Genomic DNA, 21667 nt, shown 5'->3' on the forward strand with positions numbered 1-21667 from the left:
TTGCAGCCAGCGAGTGTACGCCATTGCCCTGTGTGGGCACAGGGCAAAAAAAAACGGCGGGGTATCCCGCCGTTTTTTTAGTTAAACAGTTCTCAACCGTTGCCTTCTGTCCGATCAATAATTTTATTCGCTTTGATCCAGGGCATCATGGCACGAAGCTTGGCACCCACCTGCTCAATTTGATGTTCTGCACCAATGCGGCGCTCAGCCTTTAAGCGCGGCTGTCCAGCGAGAGATTCTAACATAAAGTCCTTTGCGAATTTCCCGGTCTGAATATCCTTCAAAACGCGCTGCATTTCTGCTTTAGTCTCATCGGTAACAATCCGCGGCCCAGTGACATAATCACCGTACTCTGCAGTATTGGAAATAGAATAGCGCATGTCAGCAATACCGCCCTGATACATCAGGTCGACAATCAACTTCAGCTCATGTAGGCACTCGAAATAGGCCATCTCAGGCGCGTAACCGGCCTCAACCAGAGTTTCGAAACCAGCGGTCACCAGGGCGGAAACCCCCCCGCACAATACAGCCTGCTCTCCAAAAAGATCTGTCTCAGTCTCCTCACGGAAATTGGTTTCAATAATTCCAGAGCGGCCGCCACCATTTGCACTGGCGTAGGAAAGTGCCAGTTCTTTCGCATTGCCGGAAGCATTCTGATAAACCGCAATCAGAGTTGGCACACCGCCCCCTTCAAGATAAGTGGAGCGTACAGTATGCCCGGGACCTTTTGGCGCAATCATAATGACATCTATATCTGCCGGCGGCTCAATCAGTTCGAAATGCACATTGAACCCGTGAGCAAAGGCGAGTGCCGCACCAGATTTTAAATGGGGGGCCACTTGCTCTTTGTAAATATTGGCTTGGTACTCATCCGGTGCCAGAATCATTACCACATCAGCATCTTTGACCGCACTCTCTACCTCGGCAACGCGCAGGCCGGCACTCTCCGCTTTGCTCCAGGAGCCAGAACCCTTGCGCAAACCGACAACAATATTTTCTACACCGGAATCCTTGAGGTTATTGGCGTGGGCATGCCCCTGAGAACCGTAACCGATAATCGCAACATTTTTCCCGCGAATTAAAGACAGTTCACAATCTTTATCGTAATAAACTTGCATGACTAAATTCCTATTTCCTGCTATCTAAACACTTAATACTTTTTCACCGCGGGCAATTCCAGAAACCCCGGAGCGCACGACTTCCATAATGGTGTGCTCTCCCAATGCCTGTAAAAATGCATCGAGTTTTTGACCTGTGCCGGCAACCTGAACCGTGTACATACTGCTGGTAACATCCACTATCTGCCCACGAAAAATATCTACACTTCGTTTGACCTCATCGCGCTGGGCTCCATTGGCGCGCACCTTTACCAGCAATAATTCCCGCTCAATGTGAGAGCCTTCAGTAAGGTCAACCAGCTTCACCACATCAATTAATTTGTTGAGGTTTTTTGTTATCTGCTCGATCTTGTGATCATCACCTATGGTCACCATGGTGAGACGTGACAAAGTGGCGTCTTCTGTAGGCGCCACAGTCAAGCTCTCAATGTTGTAGCCGCGCTGGGAAAACAATCCCACAACTCGGGATAGCGCTCCCGGCTCGTTCTCCATCAAAACCGAAATAATTCTCCGCATTTCCCTAACCCCTATGTCCGTTCGGTTTTGCTCAGCCACATATCACGCATGGAACCACTCGGCATGACTTGCATCGGGTAGACATGCTCAGAGGGATCGACATAAACATCGATAAACACCGTGCGGTCTTTATGCGCAAAGGCCTCCTGCAGTTTTTCATGCAGGTCTTCTCTTCGCTCAATCTTCACACCCAGGTGGCCATAGGCTTCTGCAAGCTTGACGAAGTCCGGCAGAGACTCTTCGTAGACACTGTTGGAAAGGCGCCCTTCGTACTGCATTTCCTGCCACTGCTTCACCATGCCTAGTGCCTGGTTATTGAGACACAGAATCTTAACCGGCAGATGGTATTGAGTAGCGGTGGACAATTCCTGAATACACATCTGGATACTGCCCTCACCGGTCACACAGACAACTTCTTTATCTGGGTGGGCAATCTTCACCCCCAGGGCAGAAGGCAGACCAAAACCCATGGTGCCGAGCCCGCCGGAGTTAATCCAACGGCGCGGCTTGTCGAAATGGTAATACTGGGCGGCAAACATCTGGTGTTGTCCAACATCAGAGGTCACGAAGGCATCGCCCTCGGTGATATCGTAAACCGCACGAATGACCTCCTGCGGCATGATCAGGGCGCCGTCAGTTTTGTATCGCGGAACGGTATAGAGGCCGTGACGTTCACGCCAGTCGTCTATCTGACGCCACCAGTCAACGATTGCTGACTGGTCCGGCTGTTCCTCACTGGATTTAAAGGCTTCCAGCATATCAGCCAGTACTGACTGCACAGTACCAACGATGGGAATATCGGCGACGATGGTTTTGGAAATAGAAGCCGGGTCCACATCAATATGAATAATCTTGGCTCCCGGACAAAATTTGCTGGGTGTATTGGTAACGCGGTCATCGAAACGCGCTCCCACCGCCAGAATGACATCTGCATGATGCATAGCGGTATTAGCCTCGAAGGTGCCATGCATGCCGAGCATACCGAGAAAACGTTTATCGCTACCGGGAAAAGCGCCGAGTCCCATCAAGGTATTGGTCACGGGATAATTCAAATGGCGAGCCAACTCAGTGAGCAGTTCGGAGCCATCCCCCTGAACCACCCCACCGCCAGCGTAAATTACCGGTCGCCGCGCCGATAGCAACAACGCCACCGCCTTGCGAATTTGTCCACTGTGGCCCTTGCCCGCCGGAGTATAGGAGCGCATGCGCAGCTTATCCGGGTAGCGATAGGGAAAGCGCTCGGCGGGGTTGGTTACATCCTTGGGTACATCAATCACCACAGGGCCAGGGCGGCCAGTCGTGGCTATATAGAAAGCTTTCTTAACGATCTCAGGAATATCCTCGGCGTTCTTCACCAGGAAACTGTGCTTTACGATTGGCCGCGAGCAACCAACCATATCGGTTTCCTGAAAGGCATCTTCACCGATCTTATCGCTGGGCACCTGACCCGAAATCACCACCATAGGAATCGAATCCATATAGGCGGTAGCAATTCCGGTAATCGCATTCGTGGCCCCTGGACCCGAGGTCACAAGTACAACACCCGCCTTGCCTGTTGAGCGGGCATAGCCGTCTGCAGCGTGAGTAGCACCCTGTTCATGCCGCACCAAAATGTGTTTGATGGACTTCTGCCTAAAGATGGCGTCATAGATATGCAGTGCCGAACCGCCCGGGTAGCCAAAAATCAGATCTACCCCTTCATCCTGCAGCGCGCGAACCAACATATCGCCGCCGGAAAGTAATTCCACTTGAGTCTCCTCAATTTACCTAGTTGGTAGGATAGCCATCACCAAAGAACCGCTAACCGAACGAACAACAAGAATGTTGAACGGCAATTGTAAAGGAAAATGATGACAGATATCAGCCTGTTGCGTGTTTACATGCCGATTTTTAGGATGAGATCATCGCGCGCAGTAAAACACCCAGCCTGAAACCGACACGGCGGTGTCCGAATTGCAGGCTAGCAGGCCTCCAGGGGTGGGGAGAGCCTCTCGGCGGAATTGCGGTGGAGGGGTGGTCCACCTGTGCTAGTGTCCTGGCCGCGGGTGTGCGGAGACGACTACTCGCCGAGGAAACAGTCGATTTTGCCAATCCAACATTGACTGTCAATAGACATGACTGAAAGTGTTAAGAGAGTTACAGGAAAGTCCACCGTTACCGGTACAATATGTCGGGTAAGGAAAGATACAACGATGAGGGGTAATCCAATGCGCGTCGCACTCGCAATGCTATTCTCCGGCCTGGCACTGGCCGCTCAAGCCAACGGCATCTACAAGTGGGTGGATGAGAACGGCGTGGTGCACTTTGGGGAGCAGCCACCCAGTAGCACTGAAGTTGAAGTTATAAAGAAGCCGAAGTCGGAGCGCTACAAACAATGGGAAGCGGAACAACAGGCTGCGATAGCTGCAGAAAAAGCCAAACAAGTGGCTGCCAAGCCCACTTCCGAGAGAAAAAATACCACAAAACAAGAAGCCCAGGGCCCCTCAAAAGTGGATGAGCAAGTAGCCCGCGCCCAGGCAGCAGCACGCGCACAACGCTGTGAGTCCTCCCAGAAAAACCTAAAAGCCCTGACTACCCACGCTCGAGTACGTGAAATCGACGAACAGGGCAATCACCGTATGCTGGGAGAAGATGAACGCCAGGAACGCATTACCAAGGAAAAACTGAGTATCCGCGATAACTGCTAAGCCCTAGCTTTTAAAGCTCTTTATAGGGCGTTTCGTTAAACTGCTCCAGGCTGTAACGCTCGGTGTAATAGCTGGGTTCAAACAGCCTATCTGCCCTGGGCACCGTCACCCGCGCAATACTCAGCTGCTTAACCAGATAGGGGCCATTCTGATCGGCATCGCGGATCATCAGACCGTAAAATTCGAAGGGGATCCAGTGGCGCCCTGGAGAAAGCTCAACCGCATATTGGGTGCTGCCAATGGGCGTCTGCTCATCGTTGTAGAGGGAACCACGGAAGTAAAAACGGCCCTGTTGCAATATTTCCACTTCGGCTTCCACTAGTAAATTACCCTCACTGGTAAGCGAGTCCCGCAAGTTGCCGGTATAGCTGCCCGTATCCTCTGACAGTGTAAATGCCGCTGCATCGCGCAGGCCATCGATATCCGTATCCACGATGATCTTATAAATACCCGTTGGCAGCGACTGCCCTTGGTAAGCTCCCGCCTCTATCTCCGCCTCGTAAACCAAGTCCCCGTTGCCATCTTCAAAGGTCAGTGAACCCAGCACATGTTGGTCATCCAACACCATCAGGGCGGTCAGGTCCGCTGGTACCTTGACACCATCGCTATCGGTCTGAAAGGCGAAGACACGCACGGTATCACCATACAGATAGAACTTCTGATCAGTCCACAGGGTCAAGGTGTCTCCATTGTCACTGTAGGTAGTACGCTGGTCTGGGGCATGGGTCTGGGAAATCGGATCCTGCGAAGCGCTCTTGATCGCGCGATTTTCCGGTGGATAGCGGTGAAATTTTGCCAGATCAGAGAGCAGTGACTGGTGCAACTCGGTCTTGACCGGCCGCGCCTGGATCTCCTGCCAAACCTGAACAGATTTATCCTCGACCGGTTTCTCTTCAACCAGCGCTACCTCTTGAAGCTCGGCCCTTTGTGGCTGTGAGGCATGGAGCCCGCCAGCTTCCGCCTTGGCAACAACCGCTGTGGATACTTCCCCACCCTCACCAGTGAACCAATAAGCCACGGCTGCGGCGATAAAGACAATGGATCCCAGGATGGCTAAGCGCCCCTTAAGGCGATTGTTGCTGACGGACATGGGCTAGCTCCCGCAAAAATTACTGAGTACAGGCGGCAATTCGGCCGGCGCTGTTTTTACCAACCCCACAATTCAAACCATCGGGAATGCCATCGTAATCCGGAGACAAAATACCGCCATTGCGCTGAGCATCGTGATCGGTATAAATGCTGGCCAGATTGTAGGAACGAGCCGTACCCTTATTGTCGTTGTCACAGGAGAAGGTGGCACTGCCGTAGGCAATACCCATGAAGGTGTCGTACTGCTTGAGGTTTGACCAGAGGCTTCGTTTGCCGGAACCAGAACAGTTCATCTGGGAAGCGAGATTAATGTAACCATCATCTTCACCATTCAGCAGTGCCGAGGAAACGCTTTCTGCACCGGGAAAGCCCGCGTAGCCGCCAATGGTGTAGACAGGCGCACCCAGATTAGTGCCCACGTAATTACGCACGGTATAAATATCGTTGGTCTGCATATAGCGCACCGCGGCACACTCCCTGCCAAAGAAGAGGTCATTGATCACCTCGTCATACCAAGTGCCATTACAGATACGATCCACGCCCTCGGTACCGGTGATTGCTCCACCAGTGGTGAAGATCGCAGCCACTCCGCTAATCGCACTATCAAAATCCACAGTAACCGCGTTGGCATCACTCAGGCTGGCAACCTGCACTTCCTCAGAAACGGTTTTACAGCTCTTGCTACCCCACCAAGTTGTCGAGCACTTTTTAACATCCTGTACTTCAGTATCTGTGTCGTACTGATTGTAAGCACGGTTGTAGTAAGGTGATCCTTCAACAGCGTTGCCAGCGATATACATCATCTGCGCAGCGCCCTGGCTGTGGGAAATAATCCAGAAGGTATCATCGGCAGAACACTGGTTTTCGTGTTCGAACCTGTCTCCGGCTCCACTGCGGATCTGAATAATTTGCCGTGCAATTTCACCGGAGGTTTTATCGTGCCAGTAGGGCAGCTCACCCTCATCGGTAGAGTTGTACCCCACTACTCCGTAATTACCGCCGCTGATTAGCAGCTGGTCGATAAAACTGCTGTTTTTATATTCATCGAAATAGGTTTCGCTCCAATAGTCCAGTGCCGGTTGCACTAAACTCCCATCGCTCGCTGTACTGGTTGTATGCCCCTCGACTCCATGTCCATGGACCAGGATGTAGCAGTTCTCCGCTACCGCTGCAGAAGTGCCTACCATCGCAGCAAAAAAAACAGACAGGCCTGCGCCCAGTCGTTTAGACAGTGTCATGGTTATTGACCTTTATAATTTTATAAGTGGATATTTACTGACCGCAGAGTCTCGAGGTATCCGTTTCGCAACACACTGCAGACCCCTGCAACTTATCTGCTGAGGTGGGTGCCGCAATAGGATTTATGGCGCCACAGGATGATCAAGTGCGCCACATGAGGCGACCGGTTCGTCATAATTCACATTATTGTTTTCTTAGATTGATGCGCCTTTGCTATGATCGAATTAACGCCACCCGGACGGCAAAGAGTCATGAGAGACCAGAATAAAAATATGTCCGGCCATGCCGGCGTGCCTAAAATATTTGCACCCTATTTCGTTACAGCTGCTGCGCGGCTGGGTATTCCTATTGGTACTCTAATTGAGCGGCTGCCTTTCGCATTTAGCTGGAATCCCCGCGAGAACGAGCGACTGAGTTACAGCGAGTTCAATGCACTGATTGAAAACCTGGTAGCACTTTCCCCAGTTTCTTCACCGGGACTCAGTTTCAGTCGCTTTCCTATTATCTTGTGGCTGGAAGAAACCATTATCGAGGCGCAACCCTCCCTGCGGCGGCCACGGGAAATACTGCGCCCTGCGGAAATTGTTTTATCGCAAACCTTGGCACCGCTACTAAGATTCGAAACAAGACAAGAAAAAGAATGTGAAGTCCTCACTCTGCAATGGCGCTTAGAATTATTTAGCGAACCGGTAAACCATTTCTTTGCCGAAATGTTAATGGCCCGAATCGCGGAATTATTGCGTACGCTGAACCCCCAGTTTACTGAGGTATGCGGTGTTAAGTTGCGCAGGCCAAAACCCGAGGATGATTCTATTTATGCCCGTATATTCCAAAGCCCAGTAGAATTTGACTGTGATACCAACGCCATTATTCTTGGCTCTGAAACACTGGATTTTCCTATCCCCAGCTACCACAAGTTACTGCGTAGCCAGAGCCGCAATGTTTTAAAAACTGTCCTACACAATACGCTATCGAGTTACAACTTAGCCGCGAGCCTGCGCTCATGGCTGGAAAAACACATTCTCCGCGAGGAAGTCACCATTAAACAGGCCGCCGCTCACTTTCGCACCAGCCGCCGCACCCTGCAAAGGAGATTGAAAGAACAGGGGGTTACTTTTCAGGAGCTAAAAGACAGTGTCACCCTGGCCCTGACCAAACATCTACTGCTGTCCTCCAGTGAATCTGTCGAGAGTATCGCAATAAAGCTGCACTTTGCCGAGCGCGCGGTATTTACCCGCTTCTTTAAAAAACACGAGGGGGTTACTCCCAGTGAGTTCCGCCGTAGTAACACCACAAGGGGTATCCTCGACGCTTAAAAGTATCATGCACGAGGCCATTAATTGCCCTGCACTTGTGCCCTTATCTTTTCGTAATCCCGCCCCAAATAAAGATACATGGCAGGCACAACAAAAAGGGTAAACAATGTGCCAATCGTCATACCCGAGGCGACGACCAGCCCCATGGCAAAACGGGCCCCACCACCGGGCCCTGAAGCAATCAACAGTGGCACCATTGCCAGCACCAGTGATGCCGTTGTCATCAATACAGGCCGCAGACGAATAGAAGTAGCCTCCTCTATAGCGGTACGCTTATCCACTCCCCCCATTTGTAATTTATTGGCAAACTCCACAATTAGAATTCCATGCTTGGAGATAACGCCGATTAGAGTCACCAGTCCCACCTGGGTGTAGATATTAAGTGTGGTTAGACCCAGGCTTACAAAGATCATAGCGCCGCACACACTCATCGGGACAGTCACTAACATAATGAGAGGGTCGCGCCAGGACTCAAACTGGGCCGCCAGCACCAGATAAATTACTATCAGTGCGAAGAAAAAAGTTATGACTAATTCAGAACCTTCCGTTTTGAATTGACGGGATTGACCGGAGTAGTCCACAGAATACTCGGCTGGCAGTATTTGCCTCGCCGCATTTTCCAAAACGTCCAACGCTTCACCTAGGGTGACACCCGGGCGCGGCACCCCGGATATCGTAACCGCATTAAGTTGCTGGAAGCGTTTTAATTGCTGTGGTTCAACGATTTGGCGCAGATTAATCAGGGTATTAATAGGAACCAGGTCCCCGTTAATCGCCCGGATATAATATTGCTTCAACTGGGCAGGAGTCAGGCGATCAACTCGCTCGACCTGGGGGATCACCTTATAACTACGATTATCAAGTGAGAAGCGATTAACATAAGCACCGGAAAGCATTGCCCCCAAGTCACGACTGAGGTTCACCATATCCACCCCCATAGTCGCAGCCTTCTCTCGGTCTATTTCAATAACGACCTTAGGCTTATCAATTTTCAGATCGGAGTCCAGAAAAATAAACTTCCTGCTTTGCAAGGCCTTTGCCATGATCTCACTGGCAACATCGGCGAGGTTCTCCACTGGTTCTGTTGCCCCGATAACAAATTCCACCGGCAGTTGACCACCTGCAGTGGGCAAGCTCGGCGGCACAACCACAGCCACTTTAAGACCAGCGATGTTGCGCACATCCTCACTGATTAGTTCCTGCATTTGTGCGGTGTCACGTTTGCGCTTTTCCCAGGGCCCTAATACAAAACCCGCAGTCGCATTATTGACGCCACTGCTAAAAGTACCGGCGCCATTGAGCAGGAAAATATTTGCCACCTCAGTATAGAGATCAGCAATATCCACCAACTCCCCTGTATATTGCTCAACATAATCCAGCGTGGCATAAGCATCTGCTGTAGATATAGTGAGGACCAAACCCCGATCTTCTGTAGGCTCCAGCTCCTGCGGTGAAGTAATAAAAAGAAAATAACAGCTCACCAAAACAATCAAACCGAAAAGCAAAATAACGCTGCGTTCCTCTAATGCGTTGTGCAAGCGCTTTTCAAAACCCTTCTGTAAATTCGCAAAGCGCCGCTCCAACCAGGCTTCCAAGCGTGTCCCCCCACCGTCACGCGGCTTCAGTATCCTAGAAGCCATCATTGGTGAAAGTGTTAGCGCAACCACACCCGATAGCAGCACGGCACCGGCGAGAGAAAACGCAAACTCGATAAACAGAGTTCCGGTAAGGCCACCGAGAAAGCCAATAGGAATATACACGGCGATCAAAGTGGTAGTCATGGCTACTACTGGCCATGCAAGTTCTCGAGCCCCTACAATGGCTGCTTCGCGCGGCGTGAGCCCCTCTTCAATATGGCGGTGCACATTTTCCAAAACGATAATCGCATCATCCACGACTATGCCAATAGCCAGCACCATACTTAGCAGAGTTAGCAAGTTGATGGAAAAGCCCATCAACAACATCAGAAACATTGCACCCACTAGGGAAAGAGGAAGCGCGATGGCAGGAATCAAAACACTGCGCAAAGACCCCAGAAACAGGTAGATGACCACGATAACGATGATCACTGCCTCGACAATGGTACGCACCACTTCAGAAATAGAGTCCTGAATATACTCAGTACTGTCATAGGGAATTTCTCCCTGCATCCCCTCCGGTAACTGCGGGAAAATTTCACTCTCCAGCTTTTCCCGTACATGCTTGATAACATCTAAGGAGTTTGCATTGGGGGCGACTTCAATAGCAATAAAAGTTGCAGACTGCCCGTTAAATGTCACCGAGCTATCGTAAGTCTCCGCTCCCAACTCAATATCCGCTACATCTCTAAGTCTTACCAATTGATCGCCGCTCGCCCGCACCACCAGATTTTGAAAATCCACTTGGCGGGAAATATCCGTGTCTGCACGTATTTCTATAGCTACTCTAGAGCCCTTGGTAGCCCCCGCAGCAGAAAGAATATTGTTATTACGCAGGGCATTGGCTACGTCTTCAGGTGTCACCTCCAACGCAGCCATTTCTTTAGGCTTCAACCAGGCGCGCATAGCAAAAGTACTGTCCCCAAGCAAACGTGCACGCTGTACCCCGGCTATAGTAGCCAGCTTGGGTTGCACAACCCGAACTAAGTAATCGGTAATTTGATTGTTAGCAAGGATCTCCGAGGAAAAAGAAAGGTACATGGCAGCGGTTGTTTCCCCTTGCTGCATCTCCACACTGGAATCCTCAGACTCTTCGGGCAAGTCGCTGCGCAATTTATTTACCTTGGCAACAATTTGAGTCAGCACCTCGTTGGGGTCGTAATCAAATCGCACATAGGCATTGATGGTCGAGAGCCCCTGTACGCTGGTAGATACCATGTAATCTATGCCATCCGCCGTTGCAATCTCCTGTTCAAGCGGCGTGGTAATAAATCCCTGTACAAGATCGGAGTCTGCTCCCACATAGACAGTAGTGACTGTAATAACTGCATTCTCCAGTTCCGGATACTGGCGAATATTTAATTCAGTTATTGAGCGCAAACCCAGTAGAAAAATAAATAAACTGACTACTGAAGCTAATACCGGTTTACGAATAAATATTTCTGTAAAATTCACCGCAACACCCAGTAGAAATTAACTGTTTTCAGGAGTGGGAGATGGGTCCTCTGGCGGCTTGTTCTCATTGTTGATTACCGCAGCCTCACCGTTGCGCAATTTGAGCAAGCCGCTGCTGGCCACCTCATCGCCCTGTAGCAATCCTTCTACAATTTCCACCAGATCACCGCGCTCCTCCCCGGTTTTAACAAAACGTTTGTTTGCGGTGATACTGTTATCAGAGGCATCCGTTTCCAACACAAAGACCGATACGCCATAGGGAGCAAACAACAGGGCCGTTCGGGGGACCGAAAGTACTCGACGGCTGGCTTCAATTTTTACAGAAACCTGGGCAAACATACCTGGGCGCAGGTGCTTCTTGGGGTTTTCGAGCGTAGCCTGTATCAGGAAATTGCGGCTGGCCCTATCTACTCTGGGGTCTACCGCGGTAATTCTCCCCTGGTAGGTTTTACCGGGAAAAGCATCGGTAGTCAGGCTGATTGGCATCCCCTCCTTAACCAGAGAGTATTTCTGCTCTGGCAGGGAAAAGTCGACAAAGATAGGCGTGAGCTGTTGAAGAGTGACTACCGCGTCCCCGGGGCTGACATTCTGCCCAAGATCAATACGGCGTATTCCTAGAACACCATTAAAAGGCGCCAGCACTCTACGCTGATCCACCCTGGCGCGCTGTACCTCGATATTGGCCACTACCTGATCCAAGGTGCTACGTGCACTATCGAGTTCTGCTTCGGTGGTCACACCACGCGCGGTAAGCGTTTTAATTCGTGCATAATTGCGCCTTGCCAAACGCAGCTCAGCATCCAGAACCTGCAGCTGTGCTTTCTCCGGCTCGGCGAATATTTCCACGAGAAGGTCGCCTTTGTGTACATACTGGCCGGACTTGAAGTGGATAGCACTAACCACACCCTCGGCCTCTGTCGTAACCTCAACACCATTGACGGCACGGACTGTACCAACCCCGCTTAAATCCTCTGGCCAATTTTGCACCTGCGCCTTCGCCGAGGTCACTGTAGGAGCCGGCAAACGCATATTGTCCAGAAATTGATTCACCATGCGCTGGGCAATAAATTTATACGCAAAAATACCGCCAAAAAGTACCAGGCACCCGAGCAGCATTAGCACCATGCGTTTACTGATAATTTACCCCCGATCATTCACAACAATGCCGCGGATCAACAAGACGGGAAGTCTGACTCTGGGAGCCACCAACTGAACAGACCACCAGATTTAGTTTATAAAGAAAATCCCGTGCGTATTGTTAGACTCTCATTGGATTAGCCTGAAATGATATTTGAACGCCATGGAAGGGACGGAAGTGACGATAATGGTGGAAAGATAGGTACCTGCACCCAATTTTTGAGCGAGATAAAGAAGGAGGAAGAAAACGAAATATCCTACTCTAAGAGTCGATGAAACAGATGTATAACTACCTGTTTCATCGACAGACAAACGAATAATGCCGACTAGCGGAATACCGCCCGATCACCCTCGACATCCGCGTGGATAGTGGTGCCGGGAGTAAATTTACCTGCGAGCACATCTTGCGCCAGTGGGTTTTCCAGCCAGATTTGTATCGCCCGTTTCAGTGGCCGAGCGCCATAGACCGGATCAAAGCCCACCTCAGCAAGCTTATTCAACAGGCCCTCGGAAACCTCCAGCTTCAGATCACGCTCGCTCAGACGGCGGCACAATTGTCGCAACTGAATTTCCGCAATGGAGCGCACTTCCGCCTTATCCAGCGGGTGGAATACCACTACCTCATCAATACGGTTAATAAATTCTGGGCGGAAGTGATTACCCACCACTTCCATCACCGCATTTTTCATCTGTCGATAACGTATTTCTGCATCCAAGTCATCACCACTCTCGGCGCTGGCAAACTTTTGGATCAGGTCCGACCCCAGGTTGGAAGTCATCACTACAACAGTGTTGCGAAAGTCCACGGTGCGACCCTGGCCATCGGTCAGGCGGCCATCATCCAGCACCTGCAGCAGGATATTGAATACATCCGGATGTGCCTTTTCCACTTCATCGAGCAACACCACTGAGTAGGGTTTACGACGCACCGCCTCAGTCAGATAGCCGCCCTCCTCGTAACCCACATACCCCGGAGGTGCGCCTATCAGGCGGGCCACCGAGTGCTTTTCCATAAATTCCGACATATCGATGCGCACCATGGCATCTTCGGTATCGAAGAGAAATTGTGCCAGAGCCTTACAGAGCTCAGTTTTACCAACCCCGGTGGGGCCCAGAAATAGGAAAGAGCCGTTGGGGCGATTAGGATCGGCGAGACCCGCGCGGGAGCGCCGCACAGCATTGGCGACAGCTTCCACCGCTTCACCCTGGCCTATAACACGTTTGTGAAGCTCGTCTTCCATACGCAGTAATTTTTCCCGCTCGCCCTCCAGCATTTTGGAAACCGGGATACCTGTCCAGCGAGAAACAACTTCGGCCACTTCTTCATCGGTTACCCGATTGCGCAACAGGCGCGGCTCTTCACTTGCCTCATGGGTTGCAGCAGACTTCAACTGTTGTTCCAGCTGTGGGATAACACCGTACTGCAGCTCCGACATTCGGGTTAAGTCACCGGCGCGACGCGCCGATTCCATATCCAACTTGGCCTGTTCCAGTTTCTCTTTCAGGTCGTGGCTACCCGCAAGCTGGGATTTCTCCGCTTTCCAAACTTCCTCGAGATCGGAGTATTCCTTTTCCAACTGGTGAATTTCCTCCTCCAACTTGGCTAAGCGCTTTTGTGTGGCCTCGTCATCTTTATCTTTTTTGACTGCCTCGCGTTCGATTTTAAGTTGGATTAAACGGCGTTCCAGTTTATCCATCGATTCCGGCTTGGAATCTATTTCCATGCGGATACGACTGGCCGCTTCATCGATCAGGTCGATCGCTTTGTCCGGCAGCTGACGATCGGTAATATAACGCTGGGACAATTTGGTGGCAGCAATGATGGCCGAGTCGGTGATATCCACGCCGTGGTGCACTTCGTAGCGTTCTTTTAATCCTCGCAATATGGCAATGGTATCTTCCTCGGTGGGCTCATCCACCAGTACCTTTTGGAAACGACGTTCAAGGGCCGCATCTTTCTCGATGTACTGGCGATATTCATCCAGGGTTGTGGCGCCAACACAGTGCAACTCACCACGCGCTAGAGCCGGCTTAAGCATATTACCGGCATCCATAGCACCCTCAGCTTTGCCCGCCCCCACCATGGTGTGCAGCTCATCAATAAACAGAATGATCCGCCCTTCCTGCTTGGAAAGCTCATTGAGAACAGCTTTTAAGCGCTCTTCAAATTCTCCACGGAACTTGGCGCCGGCTAGCAGAGCGCCCAAGTCCAATGACAACAGACGCTTGTCTTTGAGGCCCTCGGGAACCTCACCGTTCACAATTCTCTGAGCGAGCCCCTCGACAATCGCGGTTTTTCCCACACCGGGTTCACCGATCAGTACCGGGTTGTTTTTAGTGCGACGCTGCAATACCTGTATCGTACGACGAATTTCATCGTCGCGACCAATCACCGGATCCAGCTTGCCGGCTATCGCGCGTTCGGTCAGATCCAAGGTGTACTTATCCAATGCCTGACGTGCCTCTTCCGCATTGGGATCGTCAATTTTTTCATCACCACGCACTTTTTGTATCGCTGCCTCTAATTGTTTTAAGTCGCCATTGGCATTGAGTATTTTGGCAATTTCCCCTGCAGCAGAATCAAACGCAGCGAGTAAAACTGTCTCACAGGAAATAAAACTATCACCATTTTTTTGCGCTTTTTTATCCGTGAGGTTCATCAGGCGCATCAGCTCCTGCGACATACCCACGTCCCCAGTGGGGGAACTGATAGTTGGCAGGTTATCCAGCCTTTTAGCCAGGTCATTGCGCAGACCATTTAGATTAAATCCGGCCTGCGACAAAAATGCAGGCACGCTGCCGTTATTTTGGTTGAGCAGCGCAAGCAACAGGTGCTCTGGATAAATTTGGTTGTGATCTCTGCCAACGGCCAGAGATTGTGCATCGGCAAAAGCTGCCTGCAGCGGGTTTGTCATTCTGTCTATACGCATGAATGCAACCTCTCCTACTCGGGGATTTTTGTAGTACTGGGTCGATAGCAGCCAAGCGGCGCCACGCTTCAGTGTAGTGTTGGGAAATAAAATAGGGGCGGGAGGAAGGTTTTCAATGATTTAAATCAATTGGTGGGAATTCCTGACGTAAATCACTAATGCGCAAAATAATTTTTCTTAAATCTAGTTTTAAATCCACACCTGGAGCTTGATTTTTGCAAGTAAGGCCCCAATAGATAGGAAGCACAGCAAAAATCACTCGCCTTTCTTTACAATGTTCTCAGCTTTCATCATCCGCCAACCAGATTAATGAAGCCATTCGTCCGGTAGTTCTTTCCCTGCGGTAAGAAAAAAAACGTTCGGCTTCATTCACTGTACAATATTCTCCCCCATAAATATTTTCTATGCCAAGTTCAGCCAATTCAGCTCGCGCCAGGGCATAGATATCTGCAAGAAAGTGCAAGGGTTTTTTACTGTGGGGACGAAAACACTGCGCAATCGCCTCGGTATGCGTGCCACTTTGCGCATGCTCGAAAAAGGCTTCTAAAACATCGACGCCCGTTTCAAAAGCTTCGGGGCCAATCGCAGGCCCCAGCCAGACTAGTAATTCTTTTGGGTCGCAATCAAGCGCAATAACCGTGTTACGCAAAATGCCCTCGGCCAAACCGCGCCATCCCCCATGTGCTGCAGCTACCCTGGTGCCCGTCTTGTCGCAGATAAGCACCGGCAGGCAGTCGGCTGTGAGAACCGCGCAAGCAGCGCCACCGCCAAGGTTAAAGCTGGCATCAGCGGTACGCACAAGCCCATCGCTCTGTGCCTCAATGACCTTGTCACTATGAATCTGCTCCAGCCACTGAGGCACCGCCGGCAGCTTCAATTCCTCCGACAACTGCTGCCGGTTGGCCATTACTGCAGGCTCCTCATCCCCCACATGGGCGCCAAGATTGAAGCTGCTAAAAACTCCAGTGCTAGCACCGCCATTGCGCAAGGTAGTGACGGCACGCACCCTGGCTGGCGCCGGCCAAGAGGGGGTCAGGTAATGATCGAGGGACATAGTTTTTCTGCTTTATATCGATGTTGCGGAGCGGGCCGTGACTGCACACTCCACCTCAAGTGAAGATATAGTCACAGATTTCACTCACTCCGATCCCTATTGAGGAGCTCGAGCAACTGAAGCATATCCGTTGGCATAGGAGCACACCAGTGCATATTTTCCCCGGTGCGCGGGTGAACCAGGGCCAACTCTGCAGCGTGTAGGGCCTGACGGGGAAACCCCTGTAGTGCCTCAACCAGCTCCCTGTTAGCCTCGGCGGGCAATTTAGGCCTCCCACCATATAGCGGGTCGCCGACCAATGCATGACGAATATGGGCCATATGCACTCGAATCTGGTGGGTACGCCCGGTTTCCAGCTTGCAGCGCAACAGGGTGTGGGCACGGAAACGCTGATGCACTTGATAATGCGTGATGGCTTCTTTACCACCAAAATCGAGTACCGCCATTTTCAGTCGATTCTGGCGATGGCGACCGATAGGCGCGTCAACGCGACCGGGGCCGGTGATATAGCCTTGTACTAAAGCGTCATACTGCCGACTGACCGTCCGCTGCTTCAATTGGTCTACAAGGTGTACCTGTGCCGGTAAAGTCTTGGCGACAACCATCAGGCCACTGGTGTCTTTGTCTAAACGGTGCACAATGCCAGCACGGGGAATCACCTCCTGATTTGGGCAGTGGTGTAGCAAGCCGTTTAGCAAAGTGCCATCAGGATTACCCGCAGCCGGGTGAACCACTAGACCTGCAGGCTTATTGATCACAATGAGACTATCGTCTTCATAGACAATATTCAGGTCCAGGGCCTGGGCGCTCCAGCTTCCCTGAGCCTCCAATTCCGCGCGTAGACTGAGCTGCTCACCGCCAAATAGCTTATCCTTAGGCTTGGCAACAGCACCATTCAAGGTGAGCTGGCCGCCTTTGATCCAGGATTGCAGGCGAGCACGGGAGTAATCGGGAATTAATTCGGCTGCTGCCTGGTCTAATCTTCGACCAGCCATACTGGCCGGAACTTCAATATTGAGTTTTAGGTGGTCATTCATCAAACAATTGCAAATACTTTGGGCAGCTCCGGGACTGTGTTTAAATGTCTGGAGCGCCAGATTAATCTTGGCGGATAGTTTAATAAGGTAGAGTGTGAGAATGATAGAGCGAGGGGCTATGCAAGCCTGGAAAATGCTGTCGCTGGCCTTGGTGTCGGTATTATTGGTTGCCTGTGCCAACACCGATGACTCAGAAGAGGGCCTGCCCACTGGCAACCGCACAGAACAAGCCTTCTACGAGGCTGCCCAGCGGCAACTTCGCACCAGCCAGTGGGATCTGGCGATCAAGAACCTGCGCGCCCTGGAAGACAACTTCCCCTTCGGTAACTATGCAGAGCAGGCCCAGCTGGAGCTGATCTACGCCTATTACCGCAACTATGAAAACGATGCTGCCATCGCCGCAGCGGACCGTTTTATCCGGCTGCATCCGCAACACCGCAATGTCGATTACGCCTATTACATGAAGGGACTATCCTCCTTCACCGAGGGCGCCGGCCTGTTTGAGCGCTTTATGCCTACCGACCTCACCAACCGAGATCCAGGTGCTGCACGCGAATCCTTCGCCTACTTCTCTCAGTTGATGGCCCGCTATCCGGAAAGCCGCTACGCCGCAGATGCGCAGAAACGCATGATTCACCTGCGCAACCTGCTGGCTCGCTATGAGATCCATGTGGCCAACTACTACTTCAAGCGCGGCGCCTACCTCGCCGCTGCTAACCGTGGCCGCTATGTTGTGGAAAACTTCCAGCAGACTCCGGCCGTACCCGATGCACTCGCAGTGATGGTACAGGGCTACCATCTGATGGAGATGCCGGAGCTGGAAGCCAACGCCCTGAGCGTGCTGCGCAACAACTATCCCAAGCATCCAGCGTTCAATGAAGATGGCACTTTCAACTATGACTTCTTCAAAGGCGCCAGCGGCCGCAGCCTGGTACACCGTGTTACCCTCGGGTTGTTTGAAAAGTCTGATCCCGAAGGTTTCGATAGCCGCGAACTGTATAACCCCGAGTACAACCGCGATGAAGCCCCTCTCCCTCCGGAGCTGATGTAATACCCCTTGCTAAACATAAAACAGCGCCTTTCGGCGCCGTTTTATGTTCTAGTCCAGCTTACTCGCCGGCCTTCCAACCATTGGTTATCGGGTAGCGCCGATCTCGGCCAAAACCCCGCTCTGAAATCCGCACACCCACGGCAGCCTGGCGACGCTTGTACTCATTGCGTGATACCAGGCGCACCACACGCTCCACAATGCTGCGCTCAAATCCCTGCTTAACAATTTGCTCGGCACTGAAGTCTCTGTCGACGTAGAGATTCAGAATCTCATCCAACACTTCGTAGGGAGGCAGACTGTCGGTATCCGCCTGATCTGGGGCCAACTCAGCACTTGGCGGTCGTGTGATAACAGTTTCAGGAATGACTTCCGAGACCGTATTTCGATAGCGCGCCAACTCAAACACCAGTACCTTGGGCACATCTTTTAGCGCGTTGAAGCCCCCAACCATATCTCCGTAAAGAGTCGCATAACCGACTGCCATTTCACTCTTATTACCGGTGGTCAGTACCATGGCCCCCTTCTTATTGGAGATCGCCATAAGCAATACTCCGCGAGCCCGCGCCTGCAGGTTTTCCTCGGTGGTATCTCTCGCACTACCAGCAAATTCTTCCGCCAATGCCCCCATGAAGGCATCGAAAATGGGCTCGATTCCAATTTCCCGATAATTCACGCCAAGGCGCTGCGCCTGATCGGCGGCATCAGTCTTACTCAGATCTGAAGTGTAATGGAATGGCATCATCACTGCTTCCACCCGATCTTTGCCCAGTGCATCCACGGCAATCGCCAGGGTCAAAGCCGAGTCAATGCCACCTGAGAGTCCCAGTACCACACCGTTAAAACCATTTTTATTAACATAATCGCGTACTCCCAGTACCAGCGCCTGATAAACCGATGCCAGATCCCCCATAAGAGGCGCCACCTCACCGGGTAATAGGGTTACTCTTCCACTCTGCAGGGAAACCGATACGGGCAGTAACTGCTCGGCAAATTCTTCTGCCCTGGCGCAGATCTGTCCATCGGCATCCACAGCCATTGAACCCCCATCGAAGACCAGCTCATCCTGACCACCACACCAATTCACATACACAATTGGTGTTTCCGCTACACGTGCCTGAGTGGATATCAACTCCTGTCGCTGAAGAGATTTACCGCGATGAAAGGGAGAGGCATTGATATTCAGAATCAATTTGGCCCCTGCCTCTACGGTCTGCTGTATGGGTTCCCGATGCCAGATATCCTCGCAAATGCTAAAGCCTACCGAAATACCCTTGATATCCACGACACAAGGTTGATCACCTTTGGTGAAATAACGCTTCTCATCGAATACTTGATAGTTTGGCAATTTTTGCTTGGCATACTCCGCCACCAACTCTCCGTTGGCAATCAGGCCCGCCATATTAAATAGCTTGCCGTTTAGATGACGGGGATAGCCGATCAGAATTGCACAGGGCAGTTGAACAGCTTTCAATGCTTCCAGTGCAGCCTCAACTCGAGTTTGCATACTGGGACGCAGCAGTAAATCCTCTGGAGAATAGCCACACAAAGTCAACTCGGGAAAAAGGACCAGATCGGCACCCAATTCTCGGTGAGCCCTGTTAGCCACCTCAATTACTCGAGCGGTGTTACCTGGGATATCTCCTACGAGAGAATTGATTTGTGCCAGCACTAGCTGCAAAGTAGACATGGTTAAACCTCGGACAAGACAGGCCGCCATTGTAACCCCTGTGGGCTCTAACGGCAGCGGTCACCATAACAACATACCGGGAAACCACCTTGAGTAGTGCCAACGACACCAGTACAACCCCCTCTTTTCAACACCATGAGCTATTGCGAATTTGCGCAATTTATCGGCTATCTATCGCCCTAGTGTTACTTGGAATTTTCTATTCGGATATAGGAGCCGGCGCCCTTGGAGATACTGCACCGCTACTTTTCTTATATACAAGCGTGGTGTATTCCCTACTTAACTTTGGCTGGTTAATTTTTTTACGCCAGCAGGCCTATCAAGTAGGCACAGGCCAAATTGGTATCATTCTGGCCTGCGATATTCTGGTTTTCCTTCTTTTAATTGAATCCAGTGGTGGCTTGAACTCCGGTCTCGGCTATCTACTGCTAATCAATTGTTCAATCGGATCTATTCTTTTAGACCGCCGAATGAGTGCCTTCTTCGCGGCGCTGGCAAGTCTCGGGGTCATCGGCCTAGAGTTGTATAATTTGATCTCAGGTAAAGGCACTAGTCAGGATATTGTTGCCGCAGGAAGCTTAGGCCTGTTGCTATTCGCCACGGTGAGCGCATTACAGTATTTGTCTGTACGTATTCGTAGTGCCAATATTCGCGCCGACCAGCAAAGCCGCCAAGCTGCACACCTTCAGAGGCTGGCGCAGCTGATTATTGAGCGTATGGGCACCGGAGTACTGGTAATGGGCCCTACTGGCCAGCCCGAGCTGATAAATCAGGCAGCCCGACGGCTCTTGGGAGAGCAGTTACACGCTGAAAGCCTCGCAGGGAGCTCAGTACTCCAGTCGATTCGCCAGTGGCGCGATACTAAAGGACCCGATACTTCACTGCTACAAGGGGACAATGGTAGAGAACTGCACCTAAACTTCGCGAAGCTCGAGCATGAAAGCGGCAACAGTACACTGGTATTCGTAGAAGATAATCGCAAGCTGGCCGAAGCTGCACAGAAATTGAAACTTGCCTCTCTCGGACATCTCACCGCCTCCATCGCCCATGAGATTCGCAACCCTCTCTCGGCTATCAGCCATGCTGCCCAACTGTTGTCTGAATCCTCCCAATTGGCAGAGGAAGATCACTATCTCACCGAGATCATCTGTAGGCAGAGCCAGCGGGTTAATCAGATCGTCGAAAATGTTATGCAACTCTCGCGGCGCCGGGCAGGCGATCCGCAGGAACATGACATCAGTAGCTGGCTACAACAGTTGATCCAAGACTATAGCGCCGGATCCATTGGGGCAGATCAAGTTGAGCTCGACTTACCTGAGAACCCCCTCAAAGCCAGGTTTGACTCGGCTCAAATGGCCCAGGTGATCACCAATTTAACCGACAATGCCCTGCACCACTCTCAAGTAGCCTCCGGCAAGAGACACGCTTCAATTAGCGTGTACTACAATCCTGAGCGCGGCTGTACTCAATTGGATGTGAAAGACCAAGGATCAGGGGTTCCACAGGAACACCAAGACAAGGTTTTTGAGCCCTTTTTCACCACCGGCAACCGCGGCAGTGGTCTGGGTCTTTATATTGCCCGAGAACTCTGTGAAACCAATCAGGCCAATCTCTACCACTGCCGCAGCAGGGATGATATGAGTTGCTTTAGAGTTGAATTTGCTCACTAAAAGAATGTGACTTGATTCTGCTCAGGAATATTTCCCAAAATGTA

Annotated in this window: 16 protein-coding genes; 4 read left to right on the forward strand and 12 right to left on the reverse strand. The window is 51.4% G+C overall.

The features are described 5' to 3' along the window. Positions 1-92: 92 nt before the first annotated feature. Genes ilvC through ACJJIC_RS00045 form a run of 3 tightly spaced genes read right to left on the reverse strand, consistent with a single transcriptional unit; the run spans position 93 to position 3382 of the window. Positions 93-1118 carry a ketol-acid reductoisomerase gene (ilvC, locus tag ACJJIC_RS00035; RefSeq protein WP_444891386.1) on the reverse strand — a complete coding sequence of 342 codons (1026 nt, stop codon included), beginning with the start codon at positions 1116-1118 and terminating at the stop codon, positions 93-95. A 24-nt stretch (positions 1119-1142) separates the two neighbouring features. Then, the gene (ilvN, locus tag ACJJIC_RS00040) at positions 1143-1634 is read right to left on the reverse strand and encodes an acetolactate synthase small subunit (RefSeq protein WP_252084471.1); all 492 of its coding nucleotides are present in this window, start codon (positions 1632-1634) and stop codon (positions 1143-1145) included. 11 nt (positions 1635-1645) lie between these two features. Then, on the reverse strand, positions 1646-3382 hold the full coding sequence (locus ACJJIC_RS00045; RefSeq protein ID WP_444883732.1) for an acetolactate synthase 3 large subunit: 1737 nt from the start codon (positions 3380-3382) through the stop codon (positions 1646-1648). Between the two features lie 459 nt (positions 3383-3841). Here ACJJIC_RS00045 and ACJJIC_RS00050 point away from each other — a divergent pair, with 459 nt between their 5' ends. Then, positions 3842-4321: a DUF4124 domain-containing protein gene (locus ACJJIC_RS00050; RefSeq protein ID WP_445357783.1), complete on the forward strand. Its 480-nt coding sequence runs from the start codon at positions 3842-3844 to the stop codon at positions 4319-4321. A gap of 10 nt (positions 4322-4331) precedes the next feature. Here the strand turns inward: ACJJIC_RS00050 and ACJJIC_RS00055 are convergent, their stop codons facing one another. Together ACJJIC_RS00055 and ACJJIC_RS00060 are read right to left on the reverse strand one after the other, a co-directional pair. Beyond that, positions 4332-5411 carry a DUF4785 family immunoglobulin-like domain-containing protein gene (locus ACJJIC_RS00055; RefSeq protein WP_445357784.1) on the reverse strand — a complete coding sequence of 360 codons (1080 nt, stop codon included), beginning with the start codon at positions 5409-5411 and terminating at the stop codon, positions 4332-4334. Between the two features lie 19 nt (positions 5412-5430). Then, positions 5431-6648: a hypothetical protein gene (locus ACJJIC_RS00060; RefSeq protein ID WP_444883729.1), complete on the reverse strand. Its 1218-nt coding sequence runs from the start codon at positions 6646-6648 to the stop codon at positions 5431-5433. 252 nt (positions 6649-6900) lie between these two features. Between ACJJIC_RS00060 and ACJJIC_RS00065 the strand changes: the two genes are divergently transcribed. Beyond that, complete coding sequence (locus tag ACJJIC_RS00065) at positions 6901-7965, forward strand: AraC family transcriptional regulator (RefSeq protein ID WP_445357785.1); 1065 nt, start codon at positions 6901-6903, stop codon at positions 7963-7965. 20 nt (positions 7966-7985) lie between these two features. On the opposite strand, the gene ACJJIC_RS00070 is transcribed toward ACJJIC_RS00065, so the two are convergent. The 6 genes from ACJJIC_RS00070 to rluD all read right to left on the reverse strand — a co-directional run bounded on the left by ACJJIC_RS00070 (position 7986) and on the right by rluD (position 17215). Then, positions 7986-11057 carry an efflux RND transporter permease subunit gene (locus ACJJIC_RS00070; protein WP_445357786.1) on the reverse strand — a complete coding sequence of 1024 codons (3072 nt, stop codon included), beginning with the start codon at positions 11055-11057 and terminating at the stop codon, positions 7986-7988. 18 nt (positions 11058-11075) lie between these two features. After that, on the reverse strand, positions 11076-12182 hold the full coding sequence (locus ACJJIC_RS00075; protein WP_445357787.1) for an efflux RND transporter periplasmic adaptor subunit: 1107 nt from the start codon (positions 12180-12182) through the stop codon (positions 11076-11078). Between the two features lie 338 nt (positions 12183-12520). Further along, on the reverse strand, positions 12521-15124 hold the full coding sequence (clpB, locus tag ACJJIC_RS00080; RefSeq protein ID WP_445357788.1) for an ATP-dependent chaperone ClpB: 2604 nt from the start codon (positions 15122-15124) through the stop codon (positions 12521-12523). A gap of 112 nt (positions 15125-15236) precedes the next feature. Next, positions 15237-15383: a hypothetical protein gene (locus tag ACJJIC_RS00085; RefSeq protein WP_445357789.1), complete on the reverse strand. Its 147-nt coding sequence runs from the start codon at positions 15381-15383 to the stop codon at positions 15237-15239. A gap of 21 nt (positions 15384-15404) precedes the next feature. Further along, complete coding sequence (pgeF, locus tag ACJJIC_RS00090) at positions 15405-16178, reverse strand: peptidoglycan editing factor PgeF (RefSeq protein WP_445357790.1); 774 nt, start codon at positions 16176-16178, stop codon at positions 15405-15407. Between the two features lie 80 nt (positions 16179-16258). Next, positions 16259-17215 carry a 23S rRNA pseudouridine(1911/1915/1917) synthase RluD gene (gene rluD / locus ACJJIC_RS00095; RefSeq protein WP_444908674.1) on the reverse strand — a complete coding sequence of 319 codons (957 nt, stop codon included), beginning with the start codon at positions 17213-17215 and terminating at the stop codon, positions 16259-16261. Positions 17216-17333: 118 nt separating this feature from the next. On the opposite strand from rluD, the gene ACJJIC_RS00100 reads away from it, so the two are divergent. Then, entirely contained in the window at positions 17334-18266 is a 933-nt protein-coding gene (locus tag ACJJIC_RS00100; RefSeq protein ID WP_444908673.1) for an outer membrane protein assembly factor BamD, read from the forward strand. Positions 18267-18324: 58 nt separating this feature from the next. Here ACJJIC_RS00100 and ACJJIC_RS00105 read toward each other — a convergent pair whose 3' ends face one another. Continuing rightward, the gene (locus ACJJIC_RS00105) at positions 18325-19953 is read right to left on the reverse strand and encodes an NAD+ synthase (protein WP_445357791.1); all 1629 of its coding nucleotides are present in this window, start codon (positions 19951-19953) and stop codon (positions 18325-18327) included. Between the two features lie 89 nt (positions 19954-20042). Between ACJJIC_RS00105 and ACJJIC_RS00110 the strand changes: the two genes are divergently transcribed. Beyond that, positions 20043-21623 carry a sensor histidine kinase gene (locus ACJJIC_RS00110; RefSeq protein WP_445357792.1) on the forward strand — a complete coding sequence of 527 codons (1581 nt, stop codon included), beginning with the start codon at positions 20043-20045 and terminating at the stop codon, positions 21621-21623. The last annotated feature ends 44 nt before the right edge of the window (positions 21624-21667 follow it).

The organism is Microbulbifer mixtoriginis (SeqCode), from assembly GCF_052468275.1.